Source organism: Lentzea sp. HUAS TT2, assembly GCF_051853195.1.
In the GTDB taxonomy this organism is placed as follows: Bacteria; Actinomycetota; Actinomycetes; order Mycobacteriales; family Pseudonocardiaceae; genus Lentzea.
This window is the reverse complement of record NZ_CP196667.1, coordinates 8,330,519-8,343,046: the sequence shown is the minus strand read 5'-3', so window position 1 is coordinate 8,343,046 and position 12,528 is coordinate 8,330,519. Positions and strand designations below refer to the sequence as shown.

Sequence of the window (12,528 nt, the reverse complement as noted above, 5' to 3'; positions counted from 1 at the left end):
GCCGGCTGGCCCTAGATCACCCGGCGCCGTACCCGCCGCACCACCACACCGATCAGAACCGCCGCGACAGCGACGAACAACGCCGTCTCGATGAGCTGGAACGTCCAGAACCGGTCGGCCGGGTGGTAGACCTCGAACTGCTGGACGCCCCGCGCGTGCAGGAACTGGTCGAGGTCGGTGCCGGCCCGCTCGGCGGCGTCCTCCAGCTCGTAGTACTCGGTCGAGCTCAGCCTGCGCCCGGTGGCGTCCGCGTAGCCGTGCTCGATCACCCAGTCGGCGAAGCCGGGCGGCTGCGCCTGGTCCTTCGAGCCGCGGACGGGGACCGGCGCCGTGGCGGTGAGCGGCGTGGCGTACGCGGGACGCGCCAGCAGCGCCACCAGCATCCGGGCGCCCAGGAACGCCCCGAACGCGACGCCGAACGCGGGCAGGCTGCGCCGCAGGATCGCCCCGGCGGCGGTGGCGGCGCCGAACGCGAACAGCGCGTACGCGACCGGGACCAGTCCCTGCAGGTCGAAGGCGTCGTACTGGAACCGCCCCTCCCACGCGTCGAACGGCTGCCGGAACCAGGTGAGCACCGCGGTGAACATCCCGGTGAGCGCGACCGTGACGCCGGCCAGTGCCACGAGCTTGGCCGTCAGCCAGCGCATCCGCGGCACGGCCTGCGTCCAGGCGAGCTGCCAGGTGCCGTCCTCCAGTTCACGCGCGAGCAGCGGCGCGCCGAGGAACGCACCGATGACGACGGGGGCCACGTAGAAGGCCGCCAGGAGGTTCTCGACGAACCCGTACTCGTCGTCGAGCCGGCGGAAGGAGGCCGTGCAGGCCTCGCTGACGCGGGCCTCTCCCGCGCACCGGGCGGGACCGCCGGGGAACAGGTCGTGGGCCTGCGCCCCGAGCACGAGCAGGGCAACGCCGAACATGCCGACGAGCAGACCCAGGACGCAGACCTCGGTCCGGTGCTGGCGCCAGATCAACCACGGCATGCCGTCACCTCCGGCGTGTCCGCGCTCGGCCGGCGCAGGTACGCCAGCACCAGGTCCTCCAGCGACACCGGCTGGGCCTGCCATCCAGGTGCGGCCGGAATCGCGCCGTCGCGCACCAGCAGGGTCGTGTGCCGGTCGCTGTGGACGGCCTCCACGACGGAGCCGGCCCGGTCGAGGTCGGTGGGGGTGCGCGGACCGACGAGCAGCCGGTGCTCGGTGAGGAGGGTGTCGATGTCGCCGGCGAGCGTGACCCGGCCGTTGTTGAGCACGACCAGGTGGTCGCAGACGCGCTCCAGCTCGTGCACGACGTGGGAGGAGAACAGGACGGTCACCCCGTCCTCGGCCACCGCTCCCATGAGGACCTGCAGGAACTCGTGCCGCGCCAACGGGTCGAGGCTGGCCACCGGCTCGTCGAGGACGAGCAGGTCCGGCCGCTTCGCCAGGGCCAGTGCCAGCGCGACCTGGGCCTGCTGCCCGCCGGAGAGCGTGCCGGTCCTGCGGTCGAGCGGGATGTCCAGCTGCGCCAACCGGCGCTCGGCCAGCCCCTGGTCGAACCGCAGGTTGCAGGCCCGTCCGAAGTGGAGCATCTCGGCGACGGTGAAGCGCTTGTACAGCGGGTGGTCCTGGGCCAGGAACCCGATCCGGGACAGCGTGTGCGGCGTGCTGGCGGTGACGTCGTGGCCGAGGACCTCCACCTGCCGGTGCTCGGCGTCAGCAACCCGACGGCCAGGCGCAGCAGCGTGGTCTTGCCCGCGCCGTTCGGCCCGACCAGGGCGATCACACCGCCGGCCGGCAGGGCGAGCGTGCAGTCGCGCAGCGCCCAGGCCTTCCGGTACCGCTTGCCCACACCGTCGGTGCGCAGCGCGAACTCGGTCGCTGTCACGCCACGCCCTCGTTCCTCGTCTGCTGGTGCACGGAGGTGAAGAGCGCGTCGACCGCCTGCTCGTCGAGGCCTGCCGCGTAGGCGCGGCGCAACCAGGTCGCCAGGCCGCGCTGCAGCGACGTGTAGGTCGACGACGACATCGCGGCCGACTGCTGCTCGTTGACGAACGTGCCCTGGCCGGGCCTGCCGGTGACCAGGTCCTCCTGCTCCATCTGCCGGTACGCCTTGGCGACGGTGTTCGGGTTGATCGCCAGGTCCTCGACCACCTCGCGGATGAGCGGGAGGCGGTCACCGGGGTGGAGGAAGCCCAGCAGCACCGCCTGGCGGACCTGCTGGACGAGCTGCAGGTACGGCGGCACGCCGGAGTGGGTGTCGAGCCGGAAGACGAACACGGTAGCCCCTCACTGCTTTACTAGCACCATAGTAAAGCAGTAAAAGGCGGTCAGGACGTCAGATGCTCCACGAGGTGTGTGAGCGCGTCGGGGTCGTCCGTGATCTCCGGAACCGCCGACGGCGTGGCTCGCCGGAGCTGGACCCACCCGACGTAGGCGGCGTAGGCGACCACCGCCTGATGTCGTGCCTTCGCGGGCGGCAGGCCGAGTTCGGTGTATCCGTCGGTGAGGAACGCCAAGCGGCGTTCGGTGACGCGGTGCAGGACGGGTGCGACCACCGGGTCGTCGGCGTGCGCCACGAGCGCGGGCTCCAGCCCGCTGGTCGGGTCCTCGGTGATCGCGACGCGGAAGAGCGTGCGCATCCGCTGCCTCGGGTCCGCGATCTCCGTGACCCGTTCGATGACCGCGTCTGTGCCCTGCTGTTCCCACCACTCGAGCGCCTCGCGCAGGAGTGCGTTCCGGTCGGCGAAGTGCCAGTAGAAGCTGCCACGGGTCACGCCGAGCCGTTGCGCGAGCGGCTCGACGGCGACGGCGCCGACCCCGCCCTCTGCCAGCGCGGTCAGCGCCGCGGCAAGCCAGTCCTGTTTCGAAAGTCGGGGCTTCGCCACCTTCCATACAGTACTGTACGGACGACCATACAGGTCTGTATGGAACGTTGTGGAGGTCTCGATGACCGTGTTGGCCCTGTTCACCGCCACTGCGCTGACGCTGGTCGGAGCACTGCACGTCGTGTGGATGTTCTCGCCGTGGCCGCTGCGCACCCGTGAGGAGTTCGCCCGCCGAGTGGTCGACGTGCCGGTCGAGAAGCTGCCGACGCCCGGACTGACCGGAGTCGTGGCGTTGCTGCTCGGCGTGGCCGGCTACCTCGTGGTCGCCCGCGCGGGGCTGGTCACCGCTCCAGGGCCGGGATGGCTCTCGTTGGCGGGCACGCTCGGTGTGGCGGCGGTGCTGGCGCTGCGCGGTGTGGGCGGGCTGGTGGTGTCGTCCCGCAGGAACACGGAGTTCGCGCTGCTCGATCGGCGGTACTACTCGCCGCTGTGTCTGGTCCTCGCCGTGTCCTGTGCCGCCATCGCGGTGCTCGGCCCCAGTTCGGTGTGACGACCTATCGGCACCCGGCGGGCAGGAGCAGGGAGATGGTGAAACGCCAGCCTTTCTCGCCTCGGTGGGCAACGTGCACGGCGCTCGCACCGACGACGAGCGCTGTGCCGCCGCGTTGCAGGACGTGCCGCGGCGCGGCGACATAACCGTTCTCCAGCAACGATGTCGTGATGAACTGGTTGCCTCGGACCTGGTGTCCGTCGAGGACGCACAGAGCGTCCCGTTCGAACAGCAGGGACAGCGCCGCCCGGTCGCGGAGCAGGGCGGCGTCCTCCAGCAGGTAGTCCAGCTCTTCCGGGGTGTGTGCGCCTTGGGGTGGCACGACTTCCGCCTAGAACAGCAGTCCGTGGCGTTCGACGAGCGGGCCGGTGGCCGCGAAGTCGACGTCGCAGCCGTATTCCGCCGCCATGTCCGCCAGCGCCGACGGGTCGGGCGGCTCGGTCATCGTGCCCAGGGTGCGGAACAGGTTCTCCAGGCCCGAGGGCGAGATGATCTCGAGGAGGCGCGCGGGTTCGTCGCCCGCGTTCCAGAACGTGTGCCATTGGCCGCGCGGTTTGAAGATCAGGTCTCCAGGCCGGCCGACGATCTCCTCCTCGCCCAGCAGCACGCCGACCTGGCCTTCCAGCACGAAGCTGTACTCGTCCTCACGGCTGTGGCGGTGCACGGGCGCGGCGAGCGCTCGGGGTGCCATCGCGTGCTCGACCAGCGCGAACCGGTCGCAGCTGATCAGGTATCTGTCGGTGACGGCGGCCGGGTCACCGGTGATCTCGCCGGTGCCCGCGGTCAGGATCGTGGTCATGGGTCCTCCTTCGTCCTCACTCGAAGCTAGGAGCGGACGCGGCCGGAGCCCATTCCAGGTTTCTGGTATTTCTCGCGGGCGGGGACGCTCGTAGGCTGCTCCGATGGACGCGATGCGGCGGGCCGGGAGCGAGATCGCCCGGCTGGCGGGCAGGCAGCTGGACCTCGTGTCGTTCTGGCGCGAGGCGTCCGACGTGCTCGGCCACGCCGTGCCGCACTACCTGTCGCCCTGCTGGTACACAGTGGACCCCGCGTCCCTGTTGATCACGAGCCACTTCCAGGAGGGATTGCCGGAGTTCCCGGAGGAGTGGCTCACCGCCGAGTACTTCGCCGACGACGTGCACAAGCTCACCGACGTCAGCCGGTCGGCGGACGGCGTGTCGACGTTGCTCGACGCCACCGGCGGCGACCCGTCGACGAGCCCGCGATGGCGGGCCAACATGGAGTACGGCGCCGACCAGGAGATGATCGCGGCGCTGCGCACGCGTTCCGGCGAGGTGTGGGGCGCGGTCGGTCTCTACCGGGAACCGGGACGGCCGCTGTTCGACGCCGCCGAACTGGCCTTCGTCCGGGCCGTCGCACCGCATCTGGCCGAGGGTGCGCGCCGGGCGTTGCTGGTGGGCGAGGCCCAGGACCCGGAACGGCCCGAGGCGCCCGGTCTGCTGGTGCTGCGGGAGAACGGCGCGGTCGAGTCGGTCACGCCGGGAACCGAGCGGTGGCTCGACGACCTCCCGGACGGTGGCGCCGGCCGCCTGCCGTCCTCGGTGCTCGCGGTGGCGGTGCGGGCGTTGCGGTCCGCGCCGGATCCGGGCGATCCCGGTGAGGTGGCGATGTCACGGGTGTTGTCGCGGTCGGGCCGATGGGTGGTGCTGCACGGCGCGAGCCTCGTCTCGTCGGGGGAGCGGCGCGCCGCGGTGATCGTCGAGCTCGCTCATCCTGCCCGCATCTCACCGTTGCTGATGTCCGCGTACGGGTTGACCGAGCGGGAGCAGGAGGTGACCCGGCTGGTGCTGCAGGGCGACTCCACCACGGAGATCGCGTCGGCGCTGGTCGTGTCGGCCCACACCGTGCAGCAGCACCTCAAGAGCGTGTTCGACAAGACGGGCGTGCGCAGCAGGCGCGACCTCGTGGGCAAGATCTTCTTCACGCACTACGAGCCTCGGGTGAGGGACAACGAACGTCGCGCGGTGAATGGACAGCCGTTGCGCGGTGGCCCGTTCACCTCCCCGAGGTGACCACCTCCACCGGACGCTGCCGCGGCACCGGGTGTGAGCTGAGCGCTTTGTCGTAGCTGTGGAGCACGTCGTCGGCGATGCGGTCCCACGAGTACCGGACGCACGCCCGGTCGCGGGCGGCGATGCCGAGCAGCGTCCGCTGTGTCGTAGCGGCGAGGAGTGAGCGCAGGGTTCGGACCAGGCGCAGCACGCTGCCTTGCCGCACGTGCAGTCCGGTGATGGCGTGCACCATCATGTCGCTGGGGCCGCCACGCAGGAACTCGACGACCGGAACACCGCTCGACATCGCTTCCAGGGTCAGGTTTTCCTGTTCGGCGGACACGCCAGTGCAGACGGCGACGTCGGCGGACCGCAGAAGTGCCGCACGGCTGCCGGCCGAACCCCCGATGGTCGTGAACTCGACTTCCGGCATCAGCTCGGCGATGCCAGGACCGTTGCCCGGCAACGGTTCTCCCAGCCACACGACGCGGTGCGGTGGCACGCGGGGCTCTTCGGAGTCCTCCGGTTGGAACAGCTCGGTGTTCACGCCCGGTGGCACCACGCAGATGCGGGACCTGCGAACCCCCGCGTTGATCAGTGCGGCGGCCTTGAGTTCGGTCGTGGCGATGATCGCGCCCGCCGAGTGGTACAGCGCGTAGTCGTCCGGTGTGATGTGGCTGCCCGTCTCGTGTGCGGTCTGCACGACGGTGACTCCGGCCCGGCGCGCGCCCAGTGAGCTCACCAGATTGGAACTCCACGACAGCGAGTGCACGACATCCGGCTTGCTCGTCTGCCACCGCGCGACGAGCTCGTCGACGAACTCCGCCGGGCCGGAGTCGGCGGCGTACACCTTCACCTCGTGGCGCTGCCGGGAAAGTGCGGCGGCCAGCTCGTCGACATCAGCCGTCAGGGGACTGGCATCGAGGGACACCAACGCGATCTTCACCGGGAAGGCTCCTTCGGAGTGCTCGGAAGCGGGGAAACCGAGCTGTTGCCTCAACCCGTTGATGTGAAGCGACTACCCACCCGGACGAAGGTCGAAACCCGCGGAGGTGGAGCAGACTCCACCACGAGAACGCCCCTGCGCTGCACTGACTCCGGCAAGATCGATTTCTAGTGTTCCGACCATGACCTCGACCCCCACCGCAGGCTCCGGCCGCGCCGCATCGAACCGCTGGCAGGCGCTGGTCCAGCGCTTCCCGCTCATCACGTTCTTCACCCTGGCCAACGGCATCAGCTGGGTGGCCTGGTTGCCCTACATCCTGTCGCTGGACGGGTTCGGCGTGCTGCACTTCCGCTACCCGGACCTGTTGGTGGGCAACCAGCTCACCGCGATCCTGCCCGGCGCGTACCTCGGCCCGCTGGCCGCCGCGTTCACCGTCACCGCGGTCACCGAGGGCAGGGAAGGACTGCGACGGTGGCGCAGGCGGCTCTTCCAGTTCCGCGCCGGCGTCGGGTGGTACGCCTTCGCGTTGTTCGCCGTCCCCGCGGCGGTGCTGCTGGGCACGCTGGCGGTGACCGATGGCGAAGGCTTCCAGACGCCCTCACTGATGCTGCTGGCCGTCTACGTGCCGATGCTGGTGCTCCAGTTCTTCACCACCGGCCTCGCCGAGGAGCCGGGCTGGCGCGACTTCGCCCTCAGCCGCCTCCAGCAGCGCCACCAGCCGATGATCGCCACGTTCGTCCTCGGCGTCCTGTGGATCATCTGGCACCTGCCGCTGTTCCTCACGCCGTGGGCAGGCCCTGACGTCACGCCCGAGACGATCGCCCGCTTCGCCGTCGTGGCCATGGAGATGAGCGTCCTGATCACCCTGGTCTACAACAAGGGACGCCAGAGCCTGCCCCTGGTCATGCTGCTGCACTGCTCGATCAACAACTTCCAGTCCGTCGCCTTCGCGGAGTTCTTCCCCAACGCGGGCGACGAGGTGCTGTGGGGCTCCGTGCTGGGCCTCGGCGTGCTGTGCCTCGTGGTGGTCGTCGTCACCAAGGGACGACTCGGCTACACCGAGCCGGAACTGGTGACCGTCAGCCCTCGCGAGCCGGTCCGCGGTGAGGACTCGCCCGCGCGGTGAGCAGCGTCACCATCTCCGTGAGGTCGAAGTACCGGGCGATGTCGAGGGCGGACCTCCCTCCCAGGGCGGGGTCCGCCCCCGCGTCCAGCAGCAGTTCGACGGTGTGCCCGGAGCGGCGGAAGACCGCCGCTCCGAGCGCCGTCTGTCCCCGGTCGTTGACCCGCGCGGTGTCGGCACCTCGCTCGAGCAGCGCCCGGACGGTCTCCGGATGGTCGTGATAGGCGGCGAGGATCAGCAGGGAGTCACCCGCGCTGGTGGTGAGGTTCGCCGGGATCCCCGCGTCGACGGCCTCGGCCAGCCGAGCCGTGTCGCCGGCTCGGGCCAGGTCGAACATCGAGCGGAGAAAGGCGAGCTCCTCGTCGGTGAGTGCCTCGGTCACGACCGGTCTCCTCAGGCGATCGTCGCGGGGAAGCGTTCCCACACCCGGTGCGACTCGAGCAGGATCGTCGTCGCCTTGAGGACGTCCGCCGGGTCGTCGCCGATCACGATGCCCGGCGCCGCGGAGTACCCGGCGGCCTCGACGGCGAGGCGTCCGTTGCCCCAGGCACCGATCGCCTTGGCGTGGCGGTAGCACTCCTGGACCATGCGGATGACGCGCGGGTCGATCGCGTCACCGGGCTCCGTCGCCGCCCCGCCCGGGGTGTCCGCGCCGGCCGGGGAACTGCCCGCGACCAGCAGGGCGTCGAACTCGACCGACCGCGCGGTGAGCAACGTGCGCTGCGCCACCAGACCGCTGTCGGCGTCGAGCGGCCCGCCGGTCGGGGCGATCAGGAGCGGCACCATGCCGCCGGCCAGGACGGTCTCGCGGACGGTCCGCACGCCGTCGAGATCGGCCGGGTCGACCACGATCCCGATGACGCGCCCGTCGGTCGGCCACGTCTGCCCGATCTGGGACAGGACGGGACTCGGCTCGACCTTCCTCGGCCGCTTGGTGGCGGCCGGCACGGGAAGCCCGAGACCCCTGGCCACCTCGGCGCACAGCGTCTTGTCGACGTTGGCCAGCACGAGCAGCTGGCGTTCCTTGACGGTCTGCTCGTAGCACTTGCCGAGCTCGAAGGTGAACGCGCGCACGACGTGTTCCCGCTCGACCGGCGAGAGGCTCAGCCAGAACAGCCTCGGCTGCGTGAAGTGGTCCGCGAACGACGTGGGGGACTGCCGGATCTTCGTCGACCTGGGCAACGGCTGGGCCACCTCGACGAGCGGCCGGTCCGAGGCTCCTGCCTCGAACGGGTTGCCACCGTCGAGGGTGTTGGGGTGGTAGGGCGCGACCCCGGCGTGCACCGCGTGCTGGTGGAACCCGTCGCGGAGCATGTCGTTGACCGGCACGTGCGGGCGGTTGATCGGGATCTGGTTGAAGTTCGGCCCTGCCAGCCTGGACAGCTGGGTGTCGAGGTAGGAGAACAACCGGGCCTGCAGCAGCGGGTCGTCGGTGACGTCGATGCCGGGCACCAGGTTGCCGAGGTGGAACGCGACCTGCTCGGTCTCCGCGAAGTAGTTCGTCGTGTTGCGGTTGAGCGTCATGATCCCGACCGGCTGCACCGGCGCGAGCTCCTCCGGCACGATCTTCGTCGGGTCGAGCAGGTCGATGCCCTCGAAAGTCTGCCGGGGCGTGTCGGGGAAGATCTGCAGCCCGAGCTCCCACTGCGGGTACGCGCCGGACTCGATGGCGTCGGCCAGGTCGCGCCGGTGGAAGTCGGGGTCGACGCCACTGATCATCTGCGCCTCCTCCCACACCAGGGAGTGCACGCCCAGCTTCGGCTTCCAGTGGAACTTCACGAGCGCGGTCTCCCCGTCGGCGTTGACGAGGCGGAACGTGTGGACGCCGAAGCCCTCCATCGTGCGGTAGGAGCGGGGGATGCCGCGGTCGGACATGTTCCACAGGACGTGGTGGGTGGCTTCGGTGTGGGTGGACACGAAGTCCCAGAACGTGTCGTGCGCGCTCTGCGCCTGCGGGATCTCGCGGTCCGGGTGTGGCTTGGCCGCGTGGACGACGTCCGGGAACTTGATGCCGTCCTGGATGAAGAAGACCGGGATGTTGTTGCCGACCAGGTCGAAGTTGCCTTCCTGGGTGTAGAACTTCGTCGCGAACCCGCGGGTGTCGCGAACGGTGTCCGCGGAACCCCGCGAGCCCAGAACGGTGGAGAACCGCACGAACACCGGCGTCTCGACACCGTCGCCCAGGAAAGCGGACGTGCAGACGTTCGCAGCCGTGCCGTAGCCCACGAACACGCCGTGTGCGCCGTAGCCGCGGGCGTGCACGACCCGCTCCGGGATGCGCTCGTGGTCGAAGTGCGTGATCTTCTCGCGCAGGTGGTGGTCCTGCAGCAGCGTCGGCCCGCGGTCACCGGCCTTCAACGAGTGGTCGGTGTCGTACAGCCGTGCGCCGGCCGACGTGGTGAGGAAGTCGCCCTGCTGCCCGTTGGCCACCTGCGGGGCGCCGGTGGGCGCACCCGTCGGGGACACCGTCTCCGGCCCCTTCTGGTCCGGCTTGGGCGGCAACGGTCCACGCGGGACGGTCGGCTCGTCGAGAGCGGGCGGCTCGCCGGCCGGAGCGCCGGGGATCGGCGGGTTGGTCAGTTCGGTGACCTTCTCCACCGCTTTCTCGAGTGCCGCCTTCACGAGCTTGCCTGGTTTGCGGGTGGTGGCCACTGCATCCTCCTCGACCCGGCGTGTGTGCCGGCAGTGCGAGCTACCCCGCAGCGAACGGCGGAAACCAGGTCGAGTCGGTGGGAAGTTATTGCGATATAAGGATTTTGAGCGCCGATAGTGGGTAGAGCCCCGCCGGGCGGGCGTGCGAAACCCGGGATCCGGCCACGCCACGTCGTCCTGACGGGACAGAGCGGTTCGGTCAGCTGTAGATCAGGTCCTGCAGAGCCCTCATTGATCGCCCGTACAGCGCGCCGCCGACGCCTGCCCTGGTCAGAGCGGCACGGGCGGCGTTGGCTCCCGGCCCTCCGTGCACCGCGCCACCCGGATGTGCCGAGGCCCCGGCGAGGTAGAGCCGGTCGATCGGGGTGTCGGCGCGCCCTGCGCCCGGCAACGGGCGGAACACCAGCTGCTGGTGGATCGCGGAGGTGCCGCCGTTGATCGCACCGCCGACCAGGTTGGCGTCCTGGCTCTCCAGGTCGTGCGGGCCGGACACGTGCCGGCCGCGGATCGTGGCGGTGAAACCGGGTGCGTGCCGCTCGACGACCTGTTCGACGCGGTCGGCGTGGCGGCGGACCGCGTCGTGGTCCCAGCGCATCCCCCGCGGCACGTGGGTGTAGGCCCAGGCGGCTTCGGTGCCCTCGGGGGAGCGGGACGGATCGGTCGTGGTCATCTGGCCCAGCAGGAGGAACGGCCGGTCGGGCAGACGGCCACCGGCCAGCGCCGCCCCGAAGTCGGTGAGGCCGCCGAGATCGGCGTCCAGGTGCACCGTGCCGGCCGAGCCTGCCGCCGGGTTGTTCCAAGGGATGGGGCCCGACAGCGTCCAGTCGACCTTGACCGTGCCGTCGTCCCAGTGGAAGTTCCGCAGGTCGTCGAGCAGGCGCGCCGGCAGGTGCCCGGCGTCCACCATGCGTCCGTACAGGGTGGGGGCGGGCACGGTGGTCAGCACCGCGTGCCGCGCCCGGACGTGCGTGCCGCCGCTGTCCGTCACACCGACGGCACGACCGCGCGCTACGAGCACCTTCGTCACCTCGCGCCCGCACTCGATCCGGCCGCCACGCGCGGTCAGCCTGCGCACCAGTGCCGCGGTCAACGCGCCGGCTCCGCCTTCGGGCACCGGGAAACCGACGTCCTGGGCGAGCATGCAGAGCAACCAGCCGAACACGGCGCTGCCGGACTGGCCTGGCCCCAGGTCGGAGTGCAGGGCGTTGCCGGTGAGCAGGATCCGGGCGCCGTCGCCGGTGAAGCGTTCCTCGGCGAGCGTCCTGGCCGGCATGGTCAGCATCCTGGCCGTGCGCAGGGCCTCGGCGACGCCGAGCTTCCTGGCCAGCCGCGCGCCCGGCCGTACCGGCGGGAACGGGGTGAACAACGAGTCGAGCAGGTCTTCGCGGATGTGGCGCCAGAGGGCGAACTCCTTCTGCCACGCGTCTCCGTCGGCCGGCGCGAAGGAGGCCAGCGACGCGACGGTCTCGTCGAGGTCCCGCGACAGGACGGCGCACCGGTCGTCGGGCAGAACGTGCGCGACGACGGCGGGTGCGTGCACCCAGCGCAGCCCGTGGCTTTCCAGGTCGAGCCCGCGCAGGATCGGCGACGCCGCGCCCAGCGGGTAGAACGAGCTGAACAGGTCGCTGTGGAACCCCGGTTCGATCAGTTCGGCGGTGCGCACGGCCCCGCCGGGCTCGTCGGCCGCCTCCAGGACCAGGACGTCCCATCCGGCGTCGGCCAGCAGGTTCGCCGCCACCAGCCCGTTGGGGCCGGCGCCGACCACGACGGCGTCCACGGTCGTCGTCACTGAAGCGGTGCCTCGGTGGTGTTGTGGGCCGCCGTGTCGCGGCCGAGGGCGAGGTCGCCGAGCCTGGCGAGCGACTCCGTGTTGCGCGGCCGGAACATCACCCCCTGGACCAGGGCGGGCAGCCGTTTGGCCGGTCCGCCCACGATCTCCTCCTCCATGATCACCTGGGTGCCGGTGCCGTTGTGCATCGGCGCCATGCTGATGCGGACCTTGGCCGTGCCCAGGACCCAGAGATGTGCTTCCAGCTCGAGGTACTTGCCCGGTGCGACGGCCAGGACGGTGGTGGTGTCCTCGATCTGCGCGGGCCATGCTCCCGCGCTGTGGTGGATGCGGGTGCCGACCGACGGCCAGCCCGCGTCCACGTCGCGGATGTGCGAGTTGCCGACGACCCAGCCCGCGTAGGACCAGCCGTCGGCCAGTACGGCGAAGACGTTGTCCGGGCTCGTGCCCACGACCCGACTTGTCTTGATCATGACTGGTCCGATCTGTGCTTTTCCGAGTGGTGCCGTGTCCACTCTGTTCCCGGAATCGGAGCGTTCATGCGGCACGAGGCACACCGGCTGTGTGTTTGAGGTCGTTCATTCGGGCTACTCGCCTGGAGGAGCTTCAGTGGCCGCCCGGACCCGCGACCTCGTTGACCGGGGGAGGGTCGT

14 protein-coding genes and 1 pseudogene are annotated in these 12,528 nt (G+C 70.5%); 3 read left to right on the top strand and 12 right to left on the bottom strand.

Annotated elements, in window-relative coordinates:
* Nucleotides 1–11: 11 nt before the first annotated feature.
* From ACSHWB_RS39610 to ACSHWB_RS39590, 5 genes and pseudogenes are all read right to left on the bottom strand, one after another.
* Nucleotides 12–980, bottom strand: a complete 969-nt coding sequence (locus ACSHWB_RS39610; protein WP_439658443.1) for an ABC transporter permease subunit — start codon at nucleotides 978–980, stop codon at nucleotides 12–14.
* Entirely contained in the window at nucleotides 968–1,405 is a 438-nt protein-coding gene (locus ACSHWB_RS39605) for a hypothetical protein (RefSeq protein WP_439664749.1), read from the bottom strand. Before ACSHWB_RS39605 ends, ACSHWB_RS39610 begins: the two co-directional genes overlap by 13 nt.
* 33 nt (nucleotides 1,406–1,438) lie before the next feature.
* Nucleotides 1,439–1,761 (bottom strand): annotated as a pseudogene (locus ACSHWB_RS39600) (ATP-binding cassette domain-containing protein); the annotation flags it as partial.
* A 98-nt stretch (nucleotides 1,762–1,859) separates the two neighbouring features.
* The gene (locus tag ACSHWB_RS39595; protein ID WP_439658442.1) at nucleotides 1,860–2,255 is read right to left on the bottom strand and encodes a GntR family transcriptional regulator; all 396 of its coding nucleotides are present in this window, start codon (nucleotides 2,253–2,255) and stop codon (nucleotides 1,860–1,862) included.
* Nucleotides 2,256–2,305: 50 nt separating this feature from the next.
* Nucleotides 2,306–2,863: a TetR/AcrR family transcriptional regulator gene (locus ACSHWB_RS39590; RefSeq protein ID WP_439658441.1), complete on the bottom strand. Its 558-nt coding sequence runs from the start codon at nucleotides 2,861–2,863 to the stop codon at nucleotides 2,306–2,308.
* 61 nt (nucleotides 2,864–2,924) lie between these two features.
* On the opposite strand from ACSHWB_RS39590, the gene ACSHWB_RS39585 reads away from it, so the two are divergent.
* Nucleotides 2,925–3,353 (top strand): DUF3995 domain-containing protein, encoded by a 429-nt coding sequence (locus ACSHWB_RS39585; protein ID WP_439658440.1) that lies wholly within the window; start codon nucleotides 2,925–2,927, stop codon nucleotides 3,351–3,353.
* Nucleotides 3,354–3,357: 4 nt separating this feature from the next.
* Here the strand turns inward: ACSHWB_RS39585 and ACSHWB_RS39580 are convergent, their stop codons facing one another.
* A complete protein-coding gene (locus ACSHWB_RS39580; RefSeq protein ID WP_439658439.1) occupies nucleotides 3,358–3,675 on the bottom strand; it encodes a hypothetical protein in 318 nt (105 codons plus the stop codon).
* 9 nt (nucleotides 3,676–3,684) lie between these two features.
* Nucleotides 3,685–4,152: a cupin domain-containing protein gene (locus ACSHWB_RS39575; RefSeq protein WP_439658438.1), complete on the bottom strand. Its 468-nt coding sequence runs from the start codon at nucleotides 4,150–4,152 to the stop codon at nucleotides 3,685–3,687.
* Between the two features lie 103 nt (nucleotides 4,153–4,255).
* Between ACSHWB_RS39575 and ACSHWB_RS39570 the strand changes: the two genes are divergently transcribed.
* Nucleotides 4,256–5,386: a helix-turn-helix transcriptional regulator gene (locus ACSHWB_RS39570; protein WP_439658437.1), complete on the top strand. Its 1,131-nt coding sequence runs from the start codon at nucleotides 4,256–4,258 to the stop codon at nucleotides 5,384–5,386.
* Here the strand turns inward: ACSHWB_RS39570 and ACSHWB_RS39565 are convergent.
* Nucleotides 5,370–6,311, bottom strand: coding sequence for a glycosyltransferase (locus ACSHWB_RS39565; protein ID WP_439658436.1), 942 nt, complete (start codon nucleotides 6,309–6,311; stop codon nucleotides 5,370–5,372). The two genes, ACSHWB_RS39570 and ACSHWB_RS39565, sit on opposite strands and share 17 nt — an antisense overlap.
* A gap of 181 nt (nucleotides 6,312–6,492) precedes the next feature.
* Between ACSHWB_RS39565 and ACSHWB_RS39560 the strand changes: the two genes are divergently transcribed.
* Nucleotides 6,493–7,437 (top strand): CPBP family intramembrane glutamic endopeptidase, encoded by a 945-nt coding sequence (locus tag ACSHWB_RS39560; protein ID WP_439658435.1) that lies wholly within the window; start codon nucleotides 6,493–6,495, stop codon nucleotides 7,435–7,437.
* Here ACSHWB_RS39560 and ACSHWB_RS39555 read toward each other — a convergent pair.
* The 4 genes from ACSHWB_RS39555 to ACSHWB_RS39540 all read right to left on the bottom strand — a co-directional run bounded on the left by ACSHWB_RS39555 (nucleotide 7,391) and on the right by ACSHWB_RS39540 (nucleotide 12,348).
* Nucleotides 7,391–7,816: an ankyrin repeat domain-containing protein gene (locus ACSHWB_RS39555; protein ID WP_439658434.1), complete on the bottom strand. Its 426-nt coding sequence runs from the start codon at nucleotides 7,814–7,816 to the stop codon at nucleotides 7,391–7,393. The genes ACSHWB_RS39560 and ACSHWB_RS39555 overlap by 47 nt on opposite strands.
* Nucleotides 7,817–7,827: 11 nt before the next feature.
* Nucleotides 7,828–10,086 (bottom strand): catalase, encoded by a 2,259-nt coding sequence (locus ACSHWB_RS39550; RefSeq protein ID WP_439658433.1) that lies wholly within the window; start codon nucleotides 10,084–10,086, stop codon nucleotides 7,828–7,830.
* A 199-nt stretch (nucleotides 10,087–10,285) separates the two neighbouring features.
* Nucleotides 10,286–11,875 carry a phytoene desaturase family protein gene (locus tag ACSHWB_RS39545; protein WP_439658432.1) on the bottom strand — a complete coding sequence of 530 codons (1,590 nt, stop codon included), beginning with the start codon at nucleotides 11,873–11,875 and terminating at the stop codon, nucleotides 10,286–10,288.
* Nucleotides 11,872–12,348, bottom strand: a complete 477-nt coding sequence (locus ACSHWB_RS39540; protein WP_439658431.1) for an SRPBCC family protein — start codon at nucleotides 12,346–12,348, stop codon at nucleotides 11,872–11,874. The genes ACSHWB_RS39545 and ACSHWB_RS39540 overlap by 4 nt, the downstream gene beginning before the upstream one ends.
* Nucleotides 12,349–12,528: the final 180 nt, after the last annotated feature.